Consider the following 25,352-nt stretch of genomic DNA (forward strand, 5'->3'; position numbering starts at 1 on the left):
GCCAGTCGGTCAGTGCCGATCAGTTGCCGGCGATGGTCATCTGCTCGATCAGGATCGAGCCGGTTTCCTTGGTGCCGCGGATCAGCGAATCGGCTCCGATCGCAACGATCTGCCGGAACATCTCGGCCATATTGCCGGCAATGGTGATTTCTTCCACCGGGTACTGGATCACGCCGTTCTCGACCCAGTAGCCCGACGCGCCGCGCGAATAATCGCCGGTGACGTAGTTGACGCCCTGCCCCATCAGTTCTGTCACCAGCAGGCCGGTGCCGAGCTTGCGCAGCATCGCCGGGAAGTCGTCGCCAGGCTCGGTCAGGTTGCTGTGCAGCGTCAGGTTGTGCGAGCCGCCGGCGTTGCCGGTGGTCTTCATGCCGAGCTTGCGCGCAGAATAGGTCGACAGGAAGTAGCCCTGCACCACGCCGTCGCGCACCACGTCGCGCTCGCGCGTGCGCACGCCTTCCTCATCGAACGGGGCGCTGCCCATCGCGCCCGGGGTGTGCGGCTGCTCGTGGATCTGCACGTGCGGCGCGAACACGGCCTTGCCCAGCGTATCGCACAGGAAGGTGGACTTGCGGTACAGCGCCCCGCCCGACACCGCCTGCACGAAGGCGCCCAGCAGGCCGGCGGCCAGCGGCGCCTCGAACAGCACCGGGCAGCGGCGCGTGGACAGCTTGCGCGCCTGCAGCCGCGCCAGCGCGCGCTCGGCGGCGTAGCGGCCGATGTCCTCGGGGTTGGCCAGTGCCAGCGGCGCGCGCTTGGACGAGTACCAGTCATCGCGCTGCATGCCGCTGCCGCTGCCGGCGATCGGCGCGCACGAGATGAAATGGCGCGAATACGGATAGCCGCCCGAGAAACCGCGCGTGGTCGCCAGCACGAACTGCGAATGCTGCGCCGACACGCTGGCGCCGTCGCTGTTGCGGATACGCGGCGACACCGCGAAGGCGGCGGCCTCGGCGCGGGTGGCGATGTCGATGGCGGCCTCGGCATCGATGGTCCACGGATGGAACAGGTCCAGGTCCTGCGGCGAGCGCTCCAGCAGCTCTTCCTCGGCCAGGCCCGCACACTCGTCTTCCGCGGTGAAGCGGGCGATGTTGTAGGCTGCCTCGGCAGTGGCGCGCAGCGCGGCCGGCGAGAAGTCCGAGGTGCTGGCATTGCCGCGGCGCTTGCCGATCATGACCGTGACGCCGACCACCTTGTCGCGGTTCTGCTCGATCGTTTCCACCTGCCCCTTGCGCACCGATACGGACAGGCCGCTGCCTTCGGAGATCTCCGTGGCGGCGTCCGTTGCGCCCAGCTCGCGTGCCACACGCAGCACATCGGCGGCCATCTCGCTGAGCTGGGCCTGGGTGTAGGTGAAATGCGCGGTCTGTTCTGCGATCTGGTCCATGGGGGATCCGTGCCTGGGGGTCATCAAAAGTCCAAGCGGGAATCATAGCAAGATAAAATGCCGGTCATGACGCGAAATTCCCGTAATTCCCAAGGCTCGCGCTTCCCCGGCGCGTTTTCGCCGGAGCCCGAAGACGACGAACCGAAAAGCAAGTCGCAGCGCAAGCGCGACATGACCGCCCTGCAGGACCTTGGCGCCGAGCTGGAAGCGCTGCCCAAGGACCGGCTGGCGCGCGTGCCCATGCCCGAGTCGCTGGCCGACGCCATCCACGAGGCCCGCCGCATCACCAGCCATGAAGGCAAGCGCCGCCAGATGCAGTTCGTGGGCAAGGTCATGCGCGGCCTGGACGACGACGAGGTCGATGCGATCCGCGCCGCGCTGGAAGGCTTCAAGGGCACCAGCAAGGCCGAGACCGCCCGCATGCACCTGATCGAGCGCTGGCGCGAGCTGCTGCTGGCCGACGACGCGGCGCTGACGCGCTTCCTCGGCGAGCACCCGGTCGCCGACGTGCAGTCGCTGCGCAACATCATCCGCAACGCACGCAAGGAGAAGGAGCAGGCCAAGCCGCCGCGCTACTTCCGCGAACTGTTCCAGGCCATCAAGGCAGCGCTCGACGCCAAGGACGGCGCTGCCTCCACCGACGCAGCCCCTTCACCGGAGCCCGAGGCATGACCCAGACCACGCAGTCGACGCAGCCGGTATCCCGCAACCATCCCGACGAACTCGTCGTCGGCTTTGTCTCGGTCTCGGACCGCGCCTCGGCCGGCACCTACCAGGATGAAGGCATCCCGGCGCTGCGCGAGTGGTTCGGCCGCACGATGACCTCGCCGTGGCAGGCGGTGGAGCGGCTGATTCCGGACGAGCAGGCGCAGATCTCGCGCACGCTGATCGAGCTGGTGGATGTGGCCGGCTGCGACCTGGTGCTGACCACCGGCGGCACCGGCCCGGCGCGGCGCGATGTCACGCCGGAGGCCACGCTGGCCGTGGCGACCAAGGAAATGCCGGGCTTCGGCGAGCAAATGCGGCAAGTAAGCCTGCACTTCGTGCCGACCGCGATCCTGTCGCGCCAGGTGGCGGTGATCCGCGAGACCGCCAGCCGCGCCGCGCTGATCATCAACCTGCCCGGCCAGCCGCGCGCCATCCGCGAGACGCTGGAAGGCCTGCGCGATGCCGACGGCAAGCCGGTGGTGCAAGGCATCTTTGCCGCGGTGCCGTATTGCATCGACCTGATCGGCGGGCCTTACATGGAAACCGACGAGGCCGTGGTCAAGGCCTGGCGGCCGAAGAACGCGGTGCGCGCCAAGCCTGCTGCGTAAGTCACACCCCAACCGCGCCGCCGGCGCCTGCCGGCGGCAGCCATCCCGCGCCTCAGCGCAATCCCAGGTACAACCCCAGCGGCACGAACACCACCGCGGCAATATTGCCGAGCAGCACGATCGACGCGACCTGGTCGGGCTCCTGCCGGAAATGGTCGGCGATCAGGAAGTTCAGCACCGCCGGCGGCAGCGCCGCGAAAACGAACAGCAGCCCGCGCTGCAGTTCCGTCAGCGGCACCCACTGCGCCAGCAGCAGCGCCACCGCGACGCCGGTCAGCGGGCACGCCACCGCGCCCACCACGCCCATGCCCCAGTTGCGCAGGCTCACGTCCTTCATGCGCACGCCCAGGGCGAACAGCATCAGCGGCACAGTGGCATCGCCCAGCAGCTTGACCGACTGGTAGACCGGGTCCGGCAAGGTGAACCAGGGCCGCGCCAGCGACAGCCCGACACCGGCCACCGTGGCCAGCACCATCGGGTTGCGCGCGATCTGTGCCATCGACGCATGCCGGTTGACGATCTTCAGGCCGAGGGTGAAGTGCATCAGGTTCGACGCCGCGAACAGCGCCACCGCCGGAGCCAGCCCGGCGTGGCCGAAGGCAAAGACCGACAGCGGCAAGCCCATGTTGCCGCAGTTGTTGAACATCATCGGCGGCACGAAGGTACGCGGATCGACCTTGAGCAGCCGCGCCACCGCCCACGCCAGCACGCCCGAACCGAACACCACCGCCACCGCGCAGACCAGCAGCGCCAGCTGGTCTGCCAGCACGAAGTCCTTGCTGACAAAAGCCGACACCACCAGCAGCGGCGCGATCACATCGAGGGTGGCGCGATTGATCCCGGCCATGTCCGGGTGGGCCTTGCGCCCGTACAGCCACCCGACCAGGATGATCAGGATGACCGGCGTGATGATGGATACGATGCGCTCGAACATGGCAGGCTCGACGGGAGGTGCCCGGGAGGGCAGCGCGCGCCCCGTCGGGTGGTGGTTGGTTGTTGTTGTCGGAGGCCGCGAAGCCGGCTTATTAGCGCCGGCTTATTGCGCCGGGGTGTCGGCAGCCGGAGTATCAGCAGCCGGAGTAGCGGCGGCCGGAGTAGCGGCGGCCGGTGCGCCCGGCGGCGTGTGACGGATAAAGTGCGTGCGGTAGTAGCGCAGCTCTTCCACCGATTCCAGGATGTCGGCCAGCGCCGTGTGCAGCTGGCGCTTGACGAAGCCCTTGTGGATGACCGGCTCCCAGCGCTTGCACAGCTCCTTGAGCGTGGACACGTCCAGGTTGCGGTAGTGGAAGAACGCCTCCAGCTTGGGCATGTAGCGCGCCATGAAGCGGCGGTCCTGGCAGATCGAGTTGCCGCACATCGGCGACTTGCCGGCCGGCACCCAGCGCTTGAGGAAGGCCAGCAGCTCGGCCTCGGCCTGCTCCTCGGTCAGCGTGGACGCCTTGACCTTGTCGATCAGGCCGGAGCGGCCGTGGGTGCCCTTGTTCCAGTTGTCCATGCCGTCGAGCACGGCGTCGCTCTGGTGGATCACCAGCACCGGGCCTTCGGCCAGGATATTGAGCTCGGAGTCGGTAATGACGATCGCCACTTCGATAATGCGGTCGGTATCCGGCTGCAAGCCGGTCATTTCCATATCGAGCCAGATCAGGTTGTGTTCGCTCTTGACGGATTTGGCGGTGGCGTGGGTGGTCATCGGGACTGCTGAGAAAGGGATTTGGGGAAGCGTCGGCGGCGGAGGCGGACGCGAACAACTTATAATTCTCGCATATCCGTTCCAAGGCTCTTGCCGATGTTCACCTTTGTCTTCCTCGCCGCGCTGGTGCTGATGGTGCTGACCAAGCTCTGGCTGGCCGCGCGCCAGGTGCGCCATGTGGCACAGCACCGCAACGCGGTGCCGGCGCGGTTTGCCGACACCATCTCGCTCGCCTCGCACCAGAAGGCGGCCGACTACACCGTCGCCCGCACCCGGCTGTCGATGCTTGAAGTGCTGGCAGGCGCCGCGGTGCTGATCGGCTTCACCATGCTGGGCGGGCTGCAGTGGCTCAACCAGTTCTGGCTGGAGACCTTCGGCCCGGGCTATGCGTATGGCGTGGCGCTGGTCGCCAGCGTGGCGGTGATCGGGGGGCTGGTCGACCTGCCCTTCGCGCTCTATGGCCAGTTCGGCATCGAGGAGCGCTTTGGCTTCAACAAGATGACCTTCGGCCTGTGGCTGGCCGACATGGTCAAGATGCTGGCGGTCGCCAGCGTGCTGGGCCTGCCGCTGCTGCTGGCGGTGCTGTGGCTGATGGAACGCGCCGGCTCGCTGTGGTGGCTGTGGACGTGGCTGGTATGGATGGGCTTCAACCTGTTCCTGCTGGTGGTGTTCCCGACCTTTATCGCGCCGCTGTTCAACAAGTTCGAGCCGCTGGCCGACGAATCGCTGCGCCAGCGCATCGAGGGCCTGATGCAGCGCTGCGGCTTTGCCAGCAAGGGCCTGTTCGTGATGGACGGCAGCAAGCGCAGCGCGCACGGCAACGCCTACTTCACCGGCTTCGGCGCGGCCAAGCGCATCGTCTTCTTCGACACGCTGCTGGCGCGCCTGTCGGGCGACGAGATCGAGGCGGTGCTGGCGCACGAACTCGGCCACTTCAAGCGCCGCCACGTGGCCAAGCGCATCGCCGTCACCTTTGCGCTGAGCCTGGTATTCCTGGCGCTGTTGGGCTGGCTGGCAACGCGCACGTGGTTCTACACGGGCCTCGGCGTGGCGCCCAACCTGGGCGTATCCAACCATGCGCTGGCACTGGTGCTGTTCTTCCTGACGCTGCCGGTGTTCACCTTCCTGCTGGGGCCGCTGTCGAGCCAGTCGTCGCGCCGCCATGAATTCGAGGCCGACGCCTTCGCCGCCGACCAGACCAACGCCGGCCACCTGGTGTCGGCACTGGTGAAGCTGTACAAGGACAACGCTTCGACCCTCACGCCCGATCCGCTCTACAGCGCCTTCTACTACTCGCATCCGCCCGCCGCGCAGCGGATCGACCGGTTGCTGGCGCACGCATGAGCCGTACCTCCCGACACCGCGGCGCCGGCGGCGCCAATAATGCCGGCGCGAATGCACGCGCAAATGCAGGCACAAATGCAGGCACAAGCGCCGAGCCCGCACTGATCATCGCCGCGCACGGCCGGCACTACGTCGTCGAGCTGGCCGACGGCACGCGCATGCATGCCTTCCCGCGCGGCAAGAAGAGCGACAGCGCCGTCGGCGACCATGTCAGCGTCGAGCGCGCCGCGGCGGACCAGTGCGTGATCACCAGGGTCCAGGCGCGCAAGAACCTGCTGCACCGTTCCGACCAGTTCAAGTCCAAGCTGCTGGCGGCCAATATCGACCAGGTCATCATCGTGCTGGCGACCGAGCCGGGCTTTTCCGAAGACTTGCTGGGACGTGCGCTGGTATCGGCCGAGGCGCTGGAGATCCGGCCCCTGATCGTGCTCAACAAGACCGACCTGCCCGAGCGGCTGGACGAGGCGCGCCGGCGCCTGGCGCTGTACCGCGAGCTGGGCTATGACACGCTGGAACTGTCGGTGCGCGCCAACCCGGAACAGGCGCTGGCGGCGCTGCAACCGCGGCTGGCGGGGCTGTCCAGCATCCTGATCGGCCAGTCGGGCATGGGCAAGTCGTCGCTGCTGAACCTGCTGATTCCCGGGGTGGATGCGCAGACGCGCGAGATCTCGGCCAAGCTTGATTCCGGCAAGCACACCACCACCTTCACGCGGCTGTATCACCTGCCGGCGGACTGGGGCATGGTCGACGGGCGCCATGGTGCGCTGATCGACTCGCCCGGTTTCCAGGAATTCGGCCTGTACCACCTGAGCGAAGGCATGCTGGAACGCGCCTTCCCCGAGTTCCGTCCGCTGCTGACGGAGTGCCGCTTCTACAACTGCCACCACACCAACGAACCCGGCTGCGGCGTGCTGGCGGCAGTGGCGTCGGGAGCGATCGCCGAGCGCCGCCACCAGCTCTACGCGCAGCTGCTGCACGAGTCCAGCCAGCAGAAGCCGTGGTAAGGTGAATGCGCCTGGGTAACCGGTGAGTCGCCATGAAACTGCTGCTGTACGCCACCTCGCTGGTTCACGCCGCCCATTGCCAGAATGTGCTGCGGGCCGCCGGCATCCGGGCGGAACTACGCAACACCTGGCTGGGTGGCGCCACCGGCGAGATCCCATTCCGGGAAAGTGCGCCGCAGGTCTGGCTGCTCGATGACGACATGGAAGCGCAGGCGTGGGCAGCCCTCAATGCCGCCGCGAACCCGGTGCCAGGGCCAAGCTGGCAATGCCGCCACTGCCACGAATGGCATGAGGCGCAATTTGGCGCCTGCTGGCGCTGCGGCGCGGCGCGCGACTAGCGCCGGGCGGCCCTTTCATATACGACGCCGGTATCAGCCCACCCACAGCGCCAGCGACACCATGGCGAGCAGCAGCATCCACAGCACCACCGCACGCCATACCAGCCCGACAGCCGACTGCAGCGTGCGCACGCCTGGCTCGGCGCCGAACTCCGGCGCCGACGGCTCAGGACCGTTGTCCTCTTCCATGCCCGGCGCATAGTCCACCGCCGGGCCGACCGCGCTGGTACGCAGCACCACGGTGGAATCGTCCTCGGCCAGCGGCGTGCCCAGGCGCACGCCCAGCGCCCCGCCGCCGCTGGCGAGCAGGATGCCGTTGACCGCATCGTTCCACTTGCGCGCATGGTTGCGCCACGCATACACCGCATCCTCGAAATTGCCCACGATGGCAAAGCCGATTGCGGTCAGGCGCGAGGGGATCCAGTCGAGCAAGTAGAACGCGCGCGCGGCAAAGCGGCCCAGCGCGGGGCTGCGTTCGGTCGACGGCTCGTTCCAGTGGCGGCCGAGGTATTCCGCGACGCGGTACAGCACCACGCCGCCGGGTCCGATCGGCACCAGGAACCAGAAGAACACGCCGAACACATGCCGGTGCACGGCGATGATCGCCGCTTCCAGCGTGTGCCGCACGATCTCGGTGACAGGCATATCGACTGTGTCGATGCCGGTCCACTCATGCAGCAGCGTGCGCGCGGTATGGACGTCGTCGCGGTTCAGCGCCTCATGGATATCGGTGAAGTAGTGGCTGAACTGGCGGAAGCCCAGCGTCATGTAGAGCACCAGCACGTTCCAGGCGAGCGTCAGCGCCACGCTGATCGATGCGAGCAGGTAGTGCACCACGACCACTGCCAGCGTCAGCGGCAGCACCACGGTGAACCACGCCAGCGCCGCATCGCGGGGGCGGCCGGTATCGAAGGCATGCTCGGCGCGGTCGCCCAGCGCGCGCACGATCTCGTGGATCGGGTTGTTGCGGCCCAGGGCGCGGAACTGCTCGGCGATCAGCGCCAGGAGAATAGAAACAAAGGTCATCTTGGTACGGGTGTTCCAAGGGGGGCGCCCCGCCCGATGTGCCGGCGCAGGCGCAATGCATAGCGAGAAGATAGCACAGCGGTACCTGACCCTACCCGTTGCGACACAAAAAGCAAAAGCCCGCCGGTTGGCGGGCAGGATTTTCAAGCGAATCTACGCGTGATGGTCAGGGCAGGTCGAACACCAGCACCTCGGCGTCATCGCCACCAGACAGCGCGACCTCGCCGACCGACTCCAGCTTGGCCGCATCGCCCGCTTCCAGCGCCTTGCCGTTGACCAGCACGCGGCCACGCGCGACATGGACATAGGCGCGGCGACCCGGCGCGAGGGCCAGCGTGGCGGCCTCCTCGCCATCGAGCAGCCCGGCGTACAGGCGCACGTCCTGGTGCACCACCACCGAGCCGTCGGCGCCGTCCTGGCTGGCCACCAGGCGCAGCTTGCCGCGCTTGTCGGCCGCCTCGAAGTGCTTTTCCTCGTAGCCCGGCTCGATGCCATTCTGCGCAGGCATGATCCAGATCTGCAGGAAGTGGGTCGTATCGTGCGCGGCGTGGTTGTACTCCGAGTGCCGCACACCGGTGCCGGCGCTCATGCGCTGCACGTCGCCCGGACGGATCACGCTGCCGTTGCCCATGCTGTCCTTGTGCGCCAGTTCGCCTTCGAGCACGTAGCTGATGATCTCCATGTCGCGGTGGCCGTGCGTGCCGAAGCCCATGCCCGGCGCGACGCGGTCCTCGTTGATCACGCGCAGCGGCCCGAACTGCACATGCTGCGGATCGTAGTAGTCGGCAAACGAGAACGAATGATAGGACTTCAGCCAGCCGTGATCCGCATAACCGCGCTCTGCAGACTTTCTGATTTCAATCATTTTGATGGCCCTCCTTGGCCTGTATCCGTGTCGCCACCGGCATCCGAACTGCCTGGGACCGCTGGATGGCATGTATTGCGTTGTTGATGCTAGGAAGTTTAGGCCCCGACGCGTATATTTACGGGGACCGCCTTAGAAGCACTCATTCAGTTTTTCTGAATATGCCACTCTCACTCGAATCCCTCGAAGTCCTGGACGCCATCGAGCGCAAGGGCAGCTTCGCCGCCGCCGCCCACGAGATGGGCAAGGTGCCCTCCGCGCTGACCTATGTGGTGCGCAAGCTGGAAGAAGACCTAGACGTGCTGCTGTTCGACCGGCGCCGGCACCGCGCCGAGCTGACCCCGGCCGGACGCGCACTGCTCGACGAAGGCCGCCACCTGCTGCACGCCGCCGACGACCTGGCGCGCCGCGTCAAGCGGCTGGCCACCGGCTGGGAAGCCACGCTGACCATCGTGGTGGACGACCTGATCAATTTCCGCGCGCTGCTGCCGGTGGTCCACGACTTCTATGCAGAGAACACTGCCACGCGGCTGCGCTTTGCCAAGGAAGTGCTGGGCGGCGCCTGGGACGCGCTGGTCAGCAACCGTGCCGACCTGGTGATCGGCGGCGCCTACGACGCGCCCAGCACGCAGGGCTTCCAGATCCGCCCGCTGGGTACGATGCCGTTCGTGTTCGCGGTGGCGGCGCACCATCCGCTGGCCACCGAGGAAGGCCCGCTCACCACCATCCAGATCGCCAGGCACCGCATCGTCGCGGTGGGCGATACCTCGCGCAACCTGCCCGCGCGCACCCATGGCGTGCTGGCCGGCCAGGACGTGCTGGTGGTGCCGACCATGCGCGACAAGCTGGAAGCGCAGATCCGGGGCCTGGGCTGCGGCTGGCTGCCGGCGCCGATGGCGCAGCCGCATATCGAGAGCGGCGTGCTGCAGGCGCGCGAGACCGTCGAGGTGCGCGCCCCGGGCAACTTCAAGGTGGCGTGGCGCACCAGCAACCGCGGCAAGGCGCTGCAGTGGTGGGCCGGCAAGCTGGAAGACCCGCGCTTGGCGCAGGCACTGCTGCTGCAACCCGAACTCGCCGGCTGAGGGTGTCCGCATGGCAGTGACGGCTGCAATGTTTGCCTCGGCGGCCGGCTACCGCGGCCGCTTTGCCCCCTCGCCGACCGGCCCGCTGCATATGGGCTCGCTGGTCACCGCGCTGGCCAGCTGGCTGGATGCGCGCGCGCACGGCGGCCAGTGGCTGGTGCGTATCGAGGACATCGACATGCCGCGCTGCGTGCGCGGCGCCGACCAGGACATCCTGCAGACGCTGGCGCGCCTGGGCATGACGCCGGACGAGCCGCCCGTGTGGCAGAGCCGGCGCGAGGCGCACTACGCCGAGGCGCTGCGCCGGCTCGATGCCGCCGGGCAGCTCTACCCCTGCGGCTGCTCACGCAAGGAAATCGCCGATTCGCTGGTGCACGTGCGCGAGCGGCACCAGACGCTGGGCTACCCCGGCACTTGCCGTCATGGCCTGAACGGCAAGCTGCCGCGCGCGTGGCGCGTGCGCGTGCCGGACGGCCCGGCCGCCACGATCTGCTTTGACGACCGCTGGCAGGGGCGCCAGTGCCAGGACCTCGAGACCGAGCTGGGGGACTTCGTGCTGCGCCGTGCCGACGGGCTGTGGGCCTACCAGCTGGCGGTGGTGGTGGATGATGGCCTGCAGGGCATCACGCATATCGTGCGTGGCGCCGACCTGCTTGACTCGACGCCGCGGCAGATCCACCTGCAGCACCTGCTGGACCTGCCCACGCCGAGCTACCTGCACGTGCCGGTGGTGGTCAACGAGATCGGGGAAAAGCTGAGCAAGCAGAGCGGCGCGCAGGCGATCGACACCGGCGCTCCTCTGGAGGCGCTGCGCCAGGCTGGCATGAACCTGGGACTGGCGAACCACGAAGGCAATGTGCGGGACTGGCTGGCGCGCGCCACGGAGGACTGGCGCCAGCGAATGGCGGCGGCCTGACCCGCAGGCCGCCTCGGGCGGGTCGCCCAATCAGGACTTAGGACTTAGGACTTAGGATTCAGGACTTGCGCGGCACGCCGCCCAGCAGCGCCGCGACCGGGCGCTTGGGCGCCTGGCGGCCACGGCTCAGCGCGGCGGCGATTTCCTCCGACGGCTTGACCTGCGAGCTGCTTGCGCTGGGCTCGTACGGGCGCGAGAAGAACGGATCGTCGGAAGGGCGGAACACCTGGCGGCTGCCGCTGTGCTCGTGGCGGCGCGGCCGCTCCTCGTCGCCGCTGCCGCGCGCACGGCGCAGGTCGCCGCGCTGGCGGCGGCGCTCTGCCTCGTCCTGGCGCGACTTCTCGCCGGTCGGGTCAAAGCCCTCCAGCTTGCCGCGCGGAATGCTGCGCTTGATCAGCTTCTCGATATCGGACAACAGGCGCTCATCGTTGCCCGGCACGTAGATCGACAGCGCATCGCCGCTGGCGCCGGCACGGCCGGTGCGGCCGATACGGTGCACGTAGTCCTCGGCGCTGAACGGCAGGTCGAAGTTGATCACGCATGGCATGTCGGGGATATCGAGCCCGCGCGCCGCCACGTCGGTGGCGACCAGCGCATCGATGGTGCCGCTCTTGAAGCCGTCCAGCGTCTGCATGCGCTCGGTCTGGGTCTTGTCACCATGGATCGCGGCGGCGTTGATGCCCTCGCGCTCCAGGTGCCGCGCCAGCCGCGAGCAGCCGATCTTGCTGTTGACGAAGACGATGCACTGGCGCGACTGCGACTGCTCGGCGCGCTGCTTGAGCAGGTGCACCACCGCGGCCTGCTTGTGGCCGTCCTCGACCTGGTACACCGCCTGGCGCACGTTCTCGTTGGTCGAGTTGCTGCGCGCCACTTCGATGGTGACCGGCTGCTTCAGGTAGCTGGCGGCCAGCCGCTTGATTTCCGGCGAGAACGTGGCCGAGAACAGCAGCGTCTGGCGCTGTGCCGGCAGCAGGTTGATGATGCGCTGCAGGTCCGGCAGGAAGCCCATGTCGAGCATGCGGTCGGCTTCGTCCAGCACCAGCATCTGCACCTGCGACAGGTTGACCGACTTCTGCTGCACGTGGTCGAGCAGGCGGCCCGGCGTGGCCACCAGGATCTCGACGCCGCGGCGCAGGGCGTCGGTCTGCGGATTCATGTCAACGCCGCCGAACACCACCGTGCTGCGCAGGTCGGTGTGCTTGGCGTAGCGGGCGACGTTGTCGTAGACCTGGTCGGCCAGTTCGCGCGTGGGCGTCAGCATCAGCGCGCGCACCGGATGGCGCGCCGGCGAGGCGCTGGCATTGGCCAGCGGCAACAGGCGCTGGATGATCGGCAGCGCGAAGCCGGCGGTCTTGCCGGTGCCGGTCTGCGCGGCGCCCATCACGTCCTTGCCGAGCAGCACGACGGGAATGGCCTGTGCCTGGATCGGCGTGGGCGTGGTGTAGCCCTGGTCGGACAAGGCACGCAGGATGCGCGCGTCCAGGCCAAAGCTTTCGAAGGTCTGCACCGCGGTCTGCCCGGCGGTGGTGGGTTCTGGTGCGGTCGTAGTGGTCATGGGTATCGGTGTCTGGCGGGAGGCGAACCCGGCACAAACGGATACGCGTCTGGAACTCATCTCGCCCTGGCTCTCGGCTGACACCGGGGAGGCGCCGGCGCGGCCATGCCGCTTGCACAGGGCTTGCAGCTTTTGGCCAAGAGAATCAAAGACTTAAATTCTAGCATTTCTGCCGCTAGAGTGACCAGCATGGGGCGGGTGTGCAGGCGCGCCGCGACACTGCGCGGCCCCCGCCGGGGCGATTTCAAGAAACTGTCACATCGGCAATGGATGATGCCGGCGGCACCGTTGACAAGGCGAGCCAGAACCGGCCGCGCGGACGCCACCTTCCGACCACCGAGACCAATATGGACTTCGAGCAATTCCGCCAGACCTGCCAGCAGTTCCTGCGCACTTCGAGCCAGTTCCTAGGCCTGGCCACCGTCCTGCCCTTGCCGGCGCGGCCGGCGAGTCAGCCGGCCCAGCCTGCACAGCAGGCGGCCTGACAGGGAGATCCGTCCACCACCGGCGCGGCGTCCAGGTGACTCGGTCGCCGCGGATGCCGTTGTCCTGGATCATCTTGCCCCACTTCGTGTAGCCGCCGCACATGAGGCCTGCCATGGGTCCAGCTGGCCGCCTGGCAAGGAAAAAGCCCCGGTGCCGGGGAGGGCAGCGGGGCTCAAGTGGTAGCGGGGCAACCTTTCGATTACCCACGCGGTGATCTTGTCCGATCGCGCCAAGGCCCACATCACCCAAATGCGGGTCGTACGGCCGACAACAGAGCGCCGGGCGCCGCGCGCCTGGCGTCACCTGTAAAGCCTGTCAATCATCACTCGCACTCGCCCAGCCAGGAATCGGGGTTTTCTCCGAGCGGGTTTCCGCCAGCTTCCAGTCGCGCCGCGCATGGGGTCTACTGGTATCACATTGATATGGCACAGCCAAGGCGGCACATCGCCGCAGTCAATGGAGCACCAAGACGATTCCAATGACCGGGAGACAGACCATGGTGACGAAAAAAGAAGACGCATTCGTACTGAAGAACCTTCTCGCCCTCGCAGCAGTGGAAACCCTGGGCGGCGCGATCGCCCTGGGCATGGTCTTCCACCTGATCTGAACCGGCATGCCTGGCGCCGGCGCTGCCACGTCGGCGCGGTGCTCGTTACGACGGCGCCCTGCGACCTTACTCGTCGACAATCACCTCGAAGCCGCCGTAGATCATCCGCTGACCGTCGAACGGCATCGGGTCCATCCCTTCCTTCAGGCGCGGGTCTTCCATCGCCGCCTTCATGCCGGTGTCGCGCTTCTCCTTTGACGGCCACACGATCCAGGAGAACACCACCGCTTCATCGTCCTTGCGCTTGACCGCCATGGTGAAGGACGTCACCTTTCCCTCCGGCACGTCATCGCCCCAGCATTCCACCACCTTCAGCGCGCCGTGCTCCTTGAACACCGCTGCGGCCTTCTGCGCCACCTGGCGGTAGGTTTCGCGATTGGCCTGCGGCACGGCCAGCAAGAATCCGTCGATATAGGACATGGATTTGACTCCTCTTCGGGTTGAACGGGTGCGAACGGGTTGCATCCGACTACCTTAGTCCATCGCTACACGGGCCGAGGTTCCTCCAGGGATCGCGCCCTGCACCCCAACGTGTGGTGTGCTGGCCATTGGAAGCGGCGTTGCCACATGCGGGCTTCTGGAAGTCACTGGCGACAAAGCAAAAAAGGGGTTACGGCGCATTCACCGTAACCCCTTCTTTAACAGCATTGGTGGGCCTCCCGTGAGTCGAACACGGCACCAACGGATTATGAGTCCGCTGCTCTAACCAGGCATGAGCTAGAGGCCCTTGGAAGCGTTTAGTTGCCTTCCAGGAAACTCTTCAGCTTGTCGGAGCGGCTCGGGTGGCGCAGCTTGCGCAGGGCCTTGGCCTCGATCTGGCGGATCCGTTCGCGCGTGACGTCGAACTGCTTGCCGACCTCTTCCAGCGTGTGGTCGGTGCTCATTTCGATGCCGAAGCGCATGCGCAGCACCTTGGCTTCGCGCGGCGTCAGCGAGTCCAGCACGTCCTTGACGACGTCGCGCATGGAGCCGTGCAGCGCCGCTTCGGCCGGGGCCAGCGTGTTGGTGTCCTCGATGAAGTCCCCCAGATGGGAGTCGTCGTCGTCACCGATCGGCGTTTCCATGGAGATCGGTTCCTTGGCGATCTTCATGATCTTGCGGATCTTGTCTTCCGGCATCTCCATCTTCTCGGCCAGCGTTGCCGGATCCGGTTCATTGCCGGTTTCCTGCAGGATCTGGCGCGAGATGCGGTTCATCTTGTTGATCGTCTCGATCATGTGCACCGGAATACGGATGGTGCGCGCCTGGTCGGCGATCGAGCGCGTGATGGCCTGGCGGATCCACCACGTGGCATACGTCGAGAACTTGTAGCCGCGGCGGTATTCGAACTTGTCCACCGCCTTCATCAGGCCGATGTTGCCTTCCTGGATCAGGTCGAGGAACTGCAGGCCGCGATTGGTGTACTTCTTGGCGATCGAGATCACCAGGCGCAGGTTAGCCTCGGTCATCTCGCGCTTGGCTTCGCGGGCACGACGCTCGCCCTCGGCCATCTTGCGGTTGACGCCCTTCAGTTCCTTCAGCGGCAGCACCACGCGCGACTGCAGGTCGATCAGCTTCTGCTGCAGCTCATGCACGGCCGGCACGTTGCGCTCGACGATGGCGCTGTAGCCCTTGCCGTCGGCCACCACGGTGTTGATCCACTCGAGGTTGGTCTCGTTGCCCGGGAAACGGGCGACGAATTCCGAGCGCGGCATGCCGCACTTGTCGACCACGATATTCAGGATCGAGCGCTCGAGCTTGCGCACTTCGTCCACCTGGCCGCGCAGCGTGTCGCACAGGCGCTCGACATTGCGGGCGGTGAAGCGGATGCCCATCAGTTCGGCCTGGATGGCTTCCTGGGCCTTGACATAAGGCTTGGACTTGTAGCCCTCCTTCTCGAAGGCACGGCGCATCTTGTCGAACTGCTCGGCGATCACGCGGAATTTTTCCAGCGCGTTCTGCTTCAGCTCTTCCAGCTGGCGCGCGGAGGCACCGGCGCCGGCGCCGCCTTCGTCGTCGTCTTCCTCGTCGCCTTCCTCGTCGTCGTTCTCGTCGCCTTCCTCCTCGTCTTCGGACGCCGCCGCCGGGGCCGAGGGGGCTTCCGGGGCTTCATCGGCGTTCGGGTCGATCAGGCCGTCGACGAACTCGTCGATCTTGATCTCGTCGTTGGCCACGCGCTCGGCGTGGGCCAGGATCTCGGAGATGGTGACCGGGCATGCCGAGATCGCCATCACCATGTCCTTCAGGCCGGCTTCGATGCGCTTGGCGATTTCGATTTCGCCCTCGCGGGTCAGCAGCTCGACCGTGCCCATTTCACGCATGTACATGCGCACCGGGTCGGTGGTGCGGCCGAACTCGGAGTCAACCGTGGACAGGGCCGCCTCGGCCTCTTCCTCGGCTTCTTCCTCGCTGGTGGCGGACGGCGCGTTGTCATTGAGCAGCAGCGTCTCGGCATCCGGCGCCTGTTCGTAGACGGCGATGCCGATGTCGTTCAGCGTTGCGACCAGCGTGTCGATCGTTTCCGAATCGACCATGTCGTCCGGCAGGTGATCGTTGATCTCCGCGTAGGTCAGGTAGCCGCGCGACTTGCCCAGCTTGATCAGCGCCTTGAGCTTCTGGCGACGCAGCTCGAGCTCCTCTTCCGTCCCCTGCTGGGTCGAGGCGAACTCCTTGAGCAGCGCCTTTTCCTTGGCCTTGCGGTCCTTGGCCTTCTGCTTTTCGGTCTTCGGCGCGGCTGCGGGCGTCGCGGCGCGCACGTCGTTCTCGTAAAACTCTTCAGTCACGTCGTCTGTTGTGCTGTCGTCGTGCTGCATCTCGGCCTTGGGCTTGCGGCCGCGCTTTTTCGGCTCCGGCTTGATTGCCGGGGCAGCGGGACGCTCGGATGCAACGGATGCAGGGGTCGCGGTGCGCGCCTTGGATGCCGTCGCGGTGCTGTCCGCCTTGGCGGCCCCGCTCTTGGCGCCGGCTGCTGCCGCTCGCTTGCTCTCGACTTCGGTATTCTGCTGTTTCGCCACGGTGATACTCTTGCCTTTCACTGGTGCAGACACGGCAACCTTGCCGCTCGTACTGGCGCTCTCGCGTGCCGAAGTCGAGGCCTGTGTTTCCTTGGATGTGCGAGTCCTGGCAGGAGTGGTCACGGCGGGCGCTTGCGCGCTACGCACGGACTTGGATGGCGCAGACCGGGCTGGTGTCCTGACTGGCGCGGTCGATGTCTTCGCCGCCGTCGTTTTCGCAGACGCCTTGCCGCTCCCTGATTGGGGAGCCTTCGTTGTAACCTTTTCGGTTGCTTTGGCCTTTGCCATTGGCACGCTCACTTTCACCAGAACTGGGAAGAAAGATTTCGCAATCCAAACCGGCTATTGTAGCACGCCACGGATAGCCAGCTTCCTGTCAGGTGAGGTTTTCACCTGAAAAATCAAGGCTTAAGCTCGGCGGTGCCGGCCTAGTCCCTCATCCAACGCCTGAACCTGCCTCCCGGTTGATAGCCGTCGCGCCGCCGCGCTTCAGCCAAGTTGACGCCGCCGGTGGATCTCGCCCACCAGCCAGCGCATGCGTTGCTTGGCCGCCTCATCGGCGGTCCCTGCCACGACTTCGGCCTGCAGCATGTCGAGTTCGCGCCGCAACGGCTCTGCCAGCAGCTTGGTGATGGCGGCATCGAACTCCTGCGTCGCAGGCGCCTCTTCGATCTCTTCCTTCAGCACGGCGGTGCGCGCAGCCGCGTACAGTTCGGCATATGGCGACTGGGCCAGCCGCTCGCTGAATGCCGCAAAATTCACCTCGCCCTGCAGGCCATCGCATGTCGACACCAGGTGCGTCAGCACTTCGCTCTCTCCGCCTGTGCCGCCCTCGCCATCCAGCAGCAAGGCGCGCGCGTCTTCGTCGAGCCGGGCGGACAGTGCCGGATAGCACATCAGCAACTGGATCACGCGCTGCTCCAGGCCGGTCGGCGCCTGCCGCCTTGCCCGCGGGCGCGGCTTCTCGAAACGGCCCACGCGGGCCGGATCGCTGCGCAAGCCGCAGATGGCCTCGATCTCGGCAGGTGTCGTACCAGTGGCATCGGCAAGTTCGCGCACAATCTGTAGCCGCAGGCCGCCGGCGGGCATCGCCTGTAGCAGCGGCTTGGCCTCGTACTGGGCGCGGGCCCGGCCCTCGGGCTGGCGCAGGTCAAGCTCCTCGGTCACCGACTGCAGCAGGAAGCGCGACAGCGGCATGGCATTGCGCACCTGCGTGGCAAAGGCTTCGGTGCCCTCTTCGCGCACATAGCTGTCGGGATCGTGCTCGGCCGGCAGGAACAGGAAGCGGATGGTCTTGTTGTCGGCCACATGCGGCAGGCAGGCTTCGAGTGCCCTTCGCGCCGCACGGCGGCCGGCGGCATCGCCGTCGAACGAGAACACCACCGCGTCGGTCTGGCGCAGCAACTTCTGCACGTGCACGGGGGTGCACGCCGTGCCGAGGGTAGCGACGGCATTGGCAAAACCGAGCTGGGCCAGTGCCACGACGTCCATATACCCTTCGACCACCAATACGTATCCGGTTTCCCGGATGGCATGGCGCGCCTCGAACAGGCCGTATAGTTCGGTCCCCTTGCTGAACAGCGGGGTTTCCGGCGAGTTCAGGTACTTGGGCTCGCCCTGGCCCATTACGCGGCCGCCGAAGCCGATCACGGCTCCCTTGGTGTTGCGGATGGGGAACATGATCCGGTCGCGAAAGCGGTCATAGCGCCGCGGCTTGCCGTCGGGGTCGCGCTTGTCGCTTTCGATCAGCAGGCCCGATTCGGCCAGCGGCGCGGCGATATTGTCGTCGCGATAGCTGCCGAACACCGCTTCCAGCCCCTGCCAGTCGTCCGGCGCATAGCCCAGGCCGAACTGCGCGGCGATCTCGCCGGTCAGCCCGCGCCCCTTCAGGTACTGGATCGCCTGCGGCGCGGTGCGCAGCTGGCGGCGGTAGAAGTCGGTCGCGCGGGTCATGGCGTCGGACAGCGCCACCGAGCGGGCCTGCTGTTCGGCGCGTTGCCCCGGCGGCAGCCGGTCGCGCTCTTCCGGCACGGTCATGCCGACCGACTGCGCCAGCTCGCGCACCGCCTCCGGGTAGGACTGGCCGGAGTACTCCATCAGGAAACCGATGGCCGAGCCATGGGCGCCGCAGCCGAAGCAGTGGTAGAACTGCTTGGTCGGCGAAACCGTGAACGACGGCGATTTCTCGTTATGGAAGGGGCACAGCCCCATGAAATTCGCGCCGCCCTTCTTCAGCTGCACATACTTGCCCACCACATCGACAATGTCGACACGGTTGAGCAGGTCCTGAATAAAGGATTGCGGAATCACCCGACTGACCGTCCTGAGGCTTGGCCGTCCCGCGACGGGAGGCAATTTCTAGGAATGCGTGACCGGTGCGGCGCCCGGTTGCTATCGGAATATTGTAGTGCAGCGCGCTCAGGCCGCCCGCAATGTTTATCAACTCCGTGCATTTACGCCGAATCCCGACGATCCGGCGTGCATCACGCCTATATCTGATTAAATCAGCACTTACTTCTGAGCCAGCGCCGCCTTGACCAGCGCCGACACGGCCGTCATGTCGGCACGGCCGGCGAGCTTGCCCTTGAGTACGCCCATGACCTTGCCCATGTCCTGCGGGCCGGCAGCCCCGGTGGCGGCGACCGCCTGCTGGACTTCGGCGGCGACTTCGGCCTCGGACAGCGCGGCGGGCATGTAGACCTTCAGCACCTCGACTTCGGCAAGTTCCTTGTCGGCCAGGTCGTTGCGGCCAGCCTGCTGGAACTGGGAGATTGAATCCTTGCGCTGCTTGATCAGCTTCTCGACCACGGCCAGCACGGCGGTATCGTCAAGTTCCGTGCGCTCGTCGACCTCGCGCTGCTTGATCGCGGCCAGAAGCAGGCGGATGGTGCCGAGGCGCTCGGTTTCGCGGGCGCGCATGGCGGTCTTCATGTCTTCGCTGATACGGGCTTTGAGGGACATCGTGATCTTCCAGAAAGTGTGCGGACACTCACAGGTGGCGGCGAGAGCCGCCCACTGCAAGGCCCATAACGCAAAAACCCGCCGAAGCGTGGCGCCACAGCGGGTTGGTGCAAGCGCGAGGCCCGGTTCAGAACAGCTTCGATTTTCGGGATAGCGGCTTTACGAAGTTCTGGATTGTAGCACCAAGCCCCGAGCACGGAAGTGGCGCGCAACGGGCACGGAAAAAGCGGGCCCTGAGCACAAACAGGATCGGCGGTCAGGCCACTGACTGTCCCGCGGCAGCGCTGCGGCTGGCCTCCGCCACCGCCTTGCCTGCCGCGACGGCGGACGCCCAGGCCCATTGGAAGTTGTAGCCGCCCAGCCAGCCCGTCACATCGACCACCTCGCCGATGAAGTAGAGCCCCGGCACCTCGCGCGCCATCATCGTGGCCGAGGACAGCGCGCGCGTATCGACGCCGCCGATCGTCACCTCAGCCTTGCGATAGCCTTCGGTGCCCGACGGCACAATGCGCCAGCCGTTGAGCGATGCGCCAAGCTTGCGCAGTCCCTTGTCCGTGACATCGTGCAGCGGCATGGCGGCATCTACGCCAGCGGCGGCGCACCATGCGTCGGCCAGCCGCGCCGGCAGCCGCTGCGCCAGCAGGTTGCCGAGGTGCTTGCGGCTGCCGCCCTTCTGCTCCAGCAGCCAGGCCGCGGCGTCTTCTCCGTCGAACAGGTCGATGGCAATCGGCGTGCCCGGCTTCCAGTAGCTCGAGATCTGCAGCACCGCCGGCCCGGACAACCCGCGGTGCGTCCACAGCAGGTCTTCGCGGAACGCGCCCGCCGTCTTGCCGTTGCCGGTGGCGACATCCACCTCCAGAGACACGCCGGCCAGCGGCGCGAACGGGGTCCAGTCCTTGCCGTCGAAAGTCAGCGGCACCAGCGCCGGCCGGGTTTCGACGATGCCCAGCCCGAACTGGCGCGCGATGCGGTAGCCGAAGTCGGTGGCGCCGATCTTGGGGATCGACAGCCCGCCGGTTGCCACCACCAGGGCGCCGGCGCGGATCGTGCCGGCGGAGGTCAGCAACATGAAGTCATCGCCCTCGCGGCGGACTTCCGCTACCGCACAGCCGGTCTGCCAGCGTACGCGGCCGGTGTCGCATTCCGCGCGCAGCATGGCGATCACGTCCTCGGCGCTGTCATTGCAGAACAGCTGGCCGCGATGTTTCTCATGCCAGGCGATGCCGTGGCGGCGCATCAGGTCGAGGAAGTCCTGCGGGGTATAGCGCGCCAGCGCCGAGCGGCAGAAGTGCGGATTGGACGACAGGTAGTTGGCCGGCCCCGCCTGCAGGTTGGTGAAATTGCAGCGGCCGCCGCCGGAGATGCGGATCTTCTCGGCCAGTTTGGTCGCGTGATCGACCAGCACCACGCTGGCGCCGTTCTGGCCGGCGACGGCGGCGCACATCATGCCGGCCGCGCCCGCGCCCAGCACGGCCACGTCATACCGGCCCGTCCGGGTTCCCGTCGCCCCGCTCATTGCTCGCCTCGCCAATCCATCTGTTGCCACCGCTCAAGAAAGGGCAGATTGTAGCGAAAAGCACGCTGCCCGCCGCTGTGCTACCCTGCGCGCTTCCTGCAACCTGTTGTTTCGACGGCCGTTTCGCCTTTCGCTGCGGCCTTTGGCTTCTTCCTCATGCTTGTCCTCGGCATCGAATCTTCCTGCGACGAAACCGGGCTGGCCCTCTACGACACCGAGGCCGGCCTGCTGGCGCATGCACTGCATTCGCAGATCGCCATGCACCGCGACTATGGTGGCGTGGTCCCCGAACTTGCCTCGCGCGACCATATCCGCCGTGTGCTGCCGCTGCTCGAACAGGTGCTGGCCGATGCCGGCCGCACCCGCCGGGACATCGACGCCATCGCCTTTACCCAGGGGCCGGGTCTTGCCGGCGCGCTGCTGGTCGGCGCCTCGGTCGCCAATGCGCTGGGCTTTGCGCTGAACGTGCCGATGGTCGGCGTGCACCACCTCGAAGGCCACCTGCTGTCGCCGCTGCTGACGCGCGAGCCGCCGCCGTTCCCGTTCGTGGCGCTGCTGGTGTCCGGCGGGCATACCCAGCTGATGGACGTGCGCGGCGTCGGCGATTACACGCTGCTGGGCGAGACGCTGGACGATGCCGCCGGCGAGGCCTTCGACAAGACCGCCAAGCTGCTCGGCCTGGGCTATCCCGGCGGGCCGGAAGTATCACGAATGGCCGAGTTCGGCACGCCCGGCGCGTTCGCGCTGCCCCGGCCGATGCTGCATTCGGGCAATCTCGATTTTTCCTTCGCGGGGCTGAAGACCGCGGTGCTGACGCAAACCCGCAAGCTGTCCAATACCTGCGAGCAGGACCGCGCCAACCTGGCGCGCGCCTTTGTCGATGCGATCGTCGATGTGCTGGCGGCCAAGTCGTTCGCGGCGCTGAAGCAGACCGGGCACAAGCGGCTGGTGGTGGCCGGCGGCGTCGGCGCCAACCGGCAGCTGCGCGAGCGGCTGGACCTGCTCGGCAGGCAGCGCAGGATCGACGTGTATTACCCGGACCTGGCGTTCTGCACCGATAACGGCGCGATGATTGCATTTGCCGGCGCGATGCGCCTGCAGGCGGCGCCGGAACTGGCGCGGCGCGAGTACGGCTATGGCGTGACGCCGAGGTGGGACCTGGCGGATATCCGCCTGCCATCCGCGGCCTGACGGTTCCCTCGCCAAATGAAGAAGCCACCGCATGCGGTGGCTTCTTCATTTCAGCAACTGAGGGGATCAGTTCACCCGCTTGTCCCGCTCGATCACCGCATACGCGCTGTGGTTGTGGATCGACTCGAAGTTCTCCGCTTCCAGCACATAGGCCACGATGCGCTCATCCGCATTCAGCCGCATCGCGATATCGCGCACCAGGTCTTCGACGAACTTGGGGTTCTCGTACGCGCGCTCGGTGACGAACTTCTCGTCCGGGCGCTTGAGCAGCCCCCACAGTTCGCACGACGCCTCTTCCTCGGCCATCCGCACCAGCGCTTCCACCGGCAGTTCCGCAGCCAGTTCCACGTCCATCGTGATATGCGAGCGCTGGTTATGCGCGCCGTACTGCGAGATCTTCTTCGAGCACGGGCACAGGCTGGTCACCGGCACCATCGCCTTCAGGAACACGCGCGTCTGGCCGTTGCGCACTTCGCCGGTCAGCGTGACCTCATAGTCCAGCAGCGACTCCACGCCCGACACCGGCGCGATCTTGCTGATGAAGTACGGGAAGGTGACCTCGATGCGGCCCGCCTCGGCTTCCAGCTTTTCCAGCATCTTGCCGAGCAGCAGGCGGAAGCTGGCCAGCTCCAGCGGCGCGCGCTCTTCTTCCAGCAGCGCGACGAAGCGCGACATATGCGTGCCCTTCTGGTCCGCCGGCAGGTGCACGTCGAGGTTGAAGGTACCCACGCTCGGCATGATGCCGGCCGGGGTCTTCAGGGTCACGGGATATCGCACGCCCTTGACACCGACGCGCTGGATGGGGATCTGGCGGGTGTCGAGGCTCGACTGGACGTCGGGCATCACGAAGGCGGGATTGATGTCATTCATCTACGGTTTCCTCCAGGGCTGCACCAGCGTTTGAGCGTTTGAGCATTTGAGCGCTTGGCACAGGTCCTTACGGTCGCGGCATTTTCGCAGTCCATCCATGCCGCGCAACGAGTGTGAAACCACGGGACCCGGCACAGGGCGCGCCGACCCGCAGCTGCGAACACAAAAAGGGGGAGTTTAAGGGAATTTGGACGCACTCGTTGCCGAGGGCCAAATCCCCCTGGCCGGCACAGGTAATCCCGGCCAGCCGCCGGGGATCACTCCGGCAGCGGTCAGGCCACGCGCGAAGCGACCGAGACCTTGGGCTGGTCCAGGCCGAAGCGCTGCCGCACCGAGCGCTCGATGCCGGCCGCGTCGAGCCCGCACTGCTGCAGCAGGTAGGCCGGGTCGCCATGGTCGACGAAGCGGTCGGGCAGGCCCAGCACCAGCACCGGGATATCGATGCCGGCTTCGGCCAGCGCCTCAAGCACGGCGCTGCCCGCACCGCCCATCACGCTGCCCTCTTCCACCGTGACCAGGAAGTCGTTCCCGGCGGCCAGGCGCTTGACCAGTTCCACGTCGAGCGGCTTGACGAAGCGCATGTCGGCGACGGTCGCATCCAGCGCCTCGGCGGCGCCCAGGGCCGGATGCAGCATCGAGCCGAAGGCCAGGAAGCCGACGCGCTGGCCGGCGCGCGCAGCGCCTTCGCGGCGCACCACGCCCTTGCCGACCGGTACGCCGGCGAGTTCGGCGGCAATTGCCGCGCCCGGGCCGGTGCCGCGCGGATAGCGCACCGCGGTCGGGCAATCCTGGTGGAACGCCGTGGTCAGCAGCTGGCGGCACTCGTTTTCGTCCGACGGCGTCATCACCATCATGTTGGGGATGCAGCGCAGGTAGGCGATATCGTAGGCACCCGCATGGGTGGCGCCGTCTGCGCCGACCAGACCGGCGCGGTCCAGCGCGAACACCACCGGCAGGCCTTGCAGCGCCACGTCGTGGATCAGTTGGTCATAGCCGCGCTGCAGGAAGGTGGAGTAGATCGCCACCACTGGCTTCAGGCCCTCGCAGGCCAGGCCGCCGGCGAAGGTCACCGCGTGCTGCTCGGCGATGCCGACGTCGTAGTAGCGGTCCGGGAAGCGCCTCTCGAACTCGACCATGCCCGAGCCTTCGCGCATCGCCGGGGTGATGCCGACCAGCCGCTTGTCGGCGGCGGCCATGTCGCACAGCCAGTCGCCGAACACCTGCGTATACGTCTTGCGCGCCGGCTTGGCGGCCGGGCGGATGCCCTCCGCGGGATTGAACTTGCCCGGGCCGTGGTACAGGATCGGGTCGGCCTCGGCCAGCTTGTAGCCCTGGCCCTTCTTGGTCACGACGTGCAGGAACTGCGGGCCCGCGCCTTCCAGCGCGCGCTCGCGGATGTTCTGCAGCGTCGGCACCAGCGAGTTCAGGTCGTGGCCGTCGATCGGGCCGATGTAGTTGAAGCCGAATTCCTCGAACAGCGTCGCCGGCACCATCATGCCCTTGGCGTGTTCCTCGAAGCGCTTGGCGAATTCCAGCACCGGCGGCGCCACCGACAGCACCTTCTCGATGCCCTTCTTGGTGGCGGCATAGAACTGGCCGCTCAGCAGCCGGGCCAGGTGCCGGTTGAGTGCGCCCACCGGCGGCGAGATCGACATGTCGTTGTCGTTGAGCACCACCACCAGCGGCAGGTCCTTGTACACGCCGGCGTTGTTCAGCGCCTCGAAGGCCATGCCCGCGGTCATGGCGCCGTCGCCTATCACCGCCACCGAGACGCGCTTTTCGCCCAGCGTGCGCGCGCCCAGCGCCATGCCCAGCGCTGCCGAGATCGACGTCGACGAATGCGCGGTGCCGAAGGTGTCGTACTCGCTCTCGCTGCGGCGCGGGAAGCCCGAGATGCCGCCCCACTGGCGCAGCGTGCCCATGCGCTCGCGGCGCCCGGTCAGGATCTTGTGCGGGTAGCTCTGGTGGCCCACGTCCCACACCAGCCGGTCATCGGGGGTGTTGAAGACGTAGTGCAGCGCGATGGTCAGCTCGACCGTGCCGAGGTTCGAAGACAGGTGGCCGCCGGTCTGCGAGACCGACTCCAGCACGTAGGCGCGCAGTTCATCCGCAAGCGTCTGGAGTTCGCGGCGGTCGAGCTTGCGCAGGTCTGCGGGGGCGTCAATCTTCTTGAGGAGTGCGTAGGTCATGATTTCCGTTCGGCCA

The 25,352-nt window shown here is 66.8% G+C and carries 23 protein-coding genes and 1 tRNA gene; 10 read left to right on the forward strand and 14 right to left on the reverse strand.

The genetic code is table 11. The annotated features are described in order from the left end of the window. Positions 1 to 19: 19 nt before the first annotated feature. A complete protein-coding gene (gene pmbA / locus E0W60_RS22805) occupies positions 20 to 1,387 on the reverse strand; it encodes a metalloprotease PmbA (protein WP_135705614.1) in 1,368 nt (455 codons plus the stop codon). 66 nt (positions 1,388 to 1,453) lie between these two features. On the opposite strand from pmbA, the gene yjgA reads away from it, so the two are divergent. Beyond that, complete coding sequence (gene yjgA / locus E0W60_RS22810; RefSeq protein ID WP_276609583.1) at positions 1,454 to 2,059, forward strand: ribosome biogenesis factor YjgA; 606 nt, start codon at positions 1,454 to 1,456, stop codon at positions 2,057 to 2,059. Beyond that, positions 2,056 to 2,703, forward strand: coding sequence for a molybdopterin adenylyltransferase (gene mog / locus E0W60_RS22815; protein WP_135705615.1), 648 nt, complete (start codon positions 2,056 to 2,058; stop codon positions 2,701 to 2,703). The genes yjgA and mog overlap by 4 nt, the downstream gene beginning before the upstream one ends. Before the next feature lie 52 nt (positions 2,704 to 2,755). Here the strand turns inward: mog and E0W60_RS22820 are convergent, their stop codons facing one another. Both E0W60_RS22820 and orn read right to left on the reverse strand, forming a co-directional pair. Next, a complete protein-coding gene (locus E0W60_RS22820; protein WP_135705616.1) occupies positions 2,756 to 3,637 on the reverse strand; it encodes an AEC family transporter in 882 nt (293 codons plus the stop codon). Between the two features lie 102 nt (positions 3,638 to 3,739). Then, on the reverse strand, positions 3,740 to 4,393 hold the full coding sequence (gene orn / locus E0W60_RS22825) for an oligoribonuclease (RefSeq protein WP_135705617.1): 654 nt from the start codon (positions 4,391 to 4,393) through the stop codon (positions 3,740 to 3,742). Between the two features lie 96 nt (positions 4,394 to 4,489). Between orn and E0W60_RS22830 the strand changes: the two genes are divergently transcribed. From E0W60_RS22830 to E0W60_RS22840, 3 genes are read left to right on the forward strand one after another with little or no spacing between them, the layout of a single operon-like run. Further along, on the forward strand, positions 4,490 to 5,737 hold the full coding sequence (locus E0W60_RS22830; protein ID WP_135705618.1) for a M48 family metallopeptidase: 1,248 nt from the start codon (positions 4,490 to 4,492) through the stop codon (positions 5,735 to 5,737). Further along, positions 5,734 to 6,741, forward strand: a complete 1,008-nt coding sequence (gene rsgA, locus E0W60_RS22835) for a ribosome small subunit-dependent GTPase A (protein WP_135705619.1) — start codon at positions 5,734 to 5,736, stop codon at positions 6,739 to 6,741. The genes E0W60_RS22830 and rsgA overlap by 4 nt, the downstream gene beginning before the upstream one ends. 32 nt (positions 6,742 to 6,773) lie before the next feature. Further along, the gene (locus E0W60_RS22840; RefSeq protein ID WP_133093075.1) at positions 6,774 to 7,079 is read left to right on the forward strand and encodes a putative signal transducing protein; all 306 of its coding nucleotides are present in this window, start codon (positions 6,774 to 6,776) and stop codon (positions 7,077 to 7,079) included. Between the two features lie 33 nt (positions 7,080 to 7,112). On the opposite strand, the gene E0W60_RS22845 is transcribed toward E0W60_RS22840, so the two are convergent. Together E0W60_RS22845 and E0W60_RS22850 are read right to left on the reverse strand one after the other, a co-directional pair. Next, a complete protein-coding gene (locus E0W60_RS22845) occupies positions 7,113 to 8,105 on the reverse strand; it encodes a CobD/CbiB family protein (protein WP_133093076.1) in 993 nt (330 codons plus the stop codon). 166 nt (positions 8,106 to 8,271) lie between these two features. Further along, entirely contained in the window at positions 8,272 to 8,970 is a 699-nt protein-coding gene (locus E0W60_RS22850; RefSeq protein ID WP_133093077.1) for a pirin family protein, read from the reverse strand. Between the two features lie 161 nt (positions 8,971 to 9,131). Here E0W60_RS22850 and E0W60_RS22855 point away from each other — a divergent pair, with 161 nt between their 5' ends. Together E0W60_RS22855 and gluQRS are read left to right on the forward strand one after the other, a co-directional pair. Then, the gene (locus E0W60_RS22855) at positions 9,132 to 10,052 is read left to right on the forward strand and encodes a LysR family transcriptional regulator (RefSeq protein ID WP_133093078.1); all 921 of its coding nucleotides are present in this window, start codon (positions 9,132 to 9,134) and stop codon (positions 10,050 to 10,052) included. A 10-nt stretch (positions 10,053 to 10,062) separates the two neighbouring features. Continuing rightward, positions 10,063 to 10,968, forward strand: a complete 906-nt coding sequence (gluQRS, locus tag E0W60_RS22860; protein ID WP_135705620.1) for a tRNA glutamyl-Q(34) synthetase GluQRS — start codon at positions 10,063 to 10,065, stop codon at positions 10,966 to 10,968. A 58-nt stretch (positions 10,969 to 11,026) separates the two neighbouring features. Here gluQRS and E0W60_RS22865 read toward each other — a convergent pair whose 3' ends face one another. Then, positions 11,027 to 12,523 (reverse strand): DEAD/DEAH box helicase, encoded by a 1,497-nt coding sequence (locus tag E0W60_RS22865; protein ID WP_205751634.1) that lies wholly within the window; start codon positions 12,521 to 12,523, stop codon positions 11,027 to 11,029. Between the two features lie 266 nt (positions 12,524 to 12,789). Here E0W60_RS22865 and E0W60_RS22870 point away from each other — a divergent pair, with 266 nt between their 5' ends. After that, on the forward strand, positions 12,790 to 13,008 hold the full coding sequence (locus E0W60_RS22870; RefSeq protein WP_133093081.1) for a hypothetical protein: 219 nt from the start codon (positions 12,790 to 12,792) through the stop codon (positions 13,006 to 13,008). A 674-nt stretch (positions 13,009 to 13,682) separates the two neighbouring features. Here the strand turns inward: E0W60_RS22870 and E0W60_RS22875 are convergent. From E0W60_RS22875 to rpoD, 3 genes are all read right to left on the reverse strand, one after another. Beyond that, a complete protein-coding gene (locus E0W60_RS22875; RefSeq protein WP_029045558.1) occupies positions 13,683 to 14,036 on the reverse strand; it encodes a DUF1428 domain-containing protein in 354 nt (117 codons plus the stop codon). A gap of 228 nt (positions 14,037 to 14,264) precedes the next feature. Further along, positions 14,265 to 14,343 (reverse strand) — tRNA-Ile (locus tag E0W60_RS22880). 10 nt (positions 14,344 to 14,353) lie between these two features. After that, a complete protein-coding gene (gene rpoD / locus E0W60_RS22885) occupies positions 14,354 to 16,630 on the reverse strand; it encodes an RNA polymerase sigma factor RpoD (RefSeq protein ID WP_195427360.1) in 2,277 nt (758 codons plus the stop codon). Between rpoD and E0W60_RS37370 the strand changes: the two genes are divergently transcribed. Further along, the gene (locus tag E0W60_RS37370; RefSeq protein ID WP_240745891.1) at positions 16,620 to 17,006 is read left to right on the forward strand and encodes a hypothetical protein; all 387 of its coding nucleotides are present in this window, start codon (positions 16,620 to 16,622) and stop codon (positions 17,004 to 17,006) included. The two genes, rpoD and E0W60_RS37370, sit on opposite strands and share 11 nt — an antisense overlap. A gap of 92 nt (positions 17,007 to 17,098) precedes the next feature. Here E0W60_RS37370 and dnaG read toward each other — a convergent pair whose 3' ends face one another. The 3 genes from dnaG to E0W60_RS22900 form a co-directional block, all read right to left on the reverse strand. Continuing rightward, entirely contained in the window at positions 17,099 to 18,919 is a 1,821-nt protein-coding gene (gene dnaG / locus E0W60_RS22890; protein WP_135705627.1) for a DNA primase, read from the reverse strand. A 201-nt stretch (positions 18,920 to 19,120) separates the two neighbouring features. Further along, positions 19,121 to 19,570: a GatB/YqeY domain-containing protein gene (locus E0W60_RS22895; RefSeq protein WP_135705629.1), complete on the reverse strand. Its 450-nt coding sequence runs from the start codon at positions 19,568 to 19,570 to the stop codon at positions 19,121 to 19,123. A gap of 256 nt (positions 19,571 to 19,826) precedes the next feature. After that, on the reverse strand, positions 19,827 to 21,086 hold the full coding sequence (locus tag E0W60_RS22900; protein ID WP_135705631.1) for an NAD(P)/FAD-dependent oxidoreductase: 1,260 nt from the start codon (positions 21,084 to 21,086) through the stop codon (positions 19,827 to 19,829). Between the two features lie 156 nt (positions 21,087 to 21,242). On the opposite strand from E0W60_RS22900, the gene tsaD reads away from it, so the two are divergent. Further along, positions 21,243 to 22,277 (forward strand): tRNA (adenosine(37)-N6)-threonylcarbamoyltransferase complex transferase subunit TsaD, encoded by a 1,035-nt coding sequence (gene tsaD / locus E0W60_RS22905; RefSeq protein ID WP_135705633.1) that lies wholly within the window; start codon positions 21,243 to 21,245, stop codon positions 22,275 to 22,277. Between the two features lie 66 nt (positions 22,278 to 22,343). Here tsaD and folE2 read toward each other — a convergent pair whose 3' ends face one another. Then, positions 22,344 to 23,147 (reverse strand): GTP cyclohydrolase FolE2, encoded by an 804-nt coding sequence (gene folE2 / locus E0W60_RS22910; RefSeq protein WP_135705635.1) that lies wholly within the window; start codon positions 23,145 to 23,147, stop codon positions 22,344 to 22,346. Between the two features lie 272 nt (positions 23,148 to 23,419). Beyond that, entirely contained in the window at positions 23,420 to 25,336 is a 1,917-nt protein-coding gene (gene dxs / locus E0W60_RS22915) for a 1-deoxy-D-xylulose-5-phosphate synthase (RefSeq protein ID WP_133093088.1), read from the reverse strand. Between the last annotated feature and the right edge of the window lie 16 nt (positions 25,337 to 25,352).

This window comes from Cupriavidus oxalaticus (genome assembly GCF_004768545.1).
Lineage (GTDB): Bacteria > Pseudomonadota > Gammaproteobacteria > Burkholderiales > Burkholderiaceae > Cupriavidus > Cupriavidus oxalaticus_A.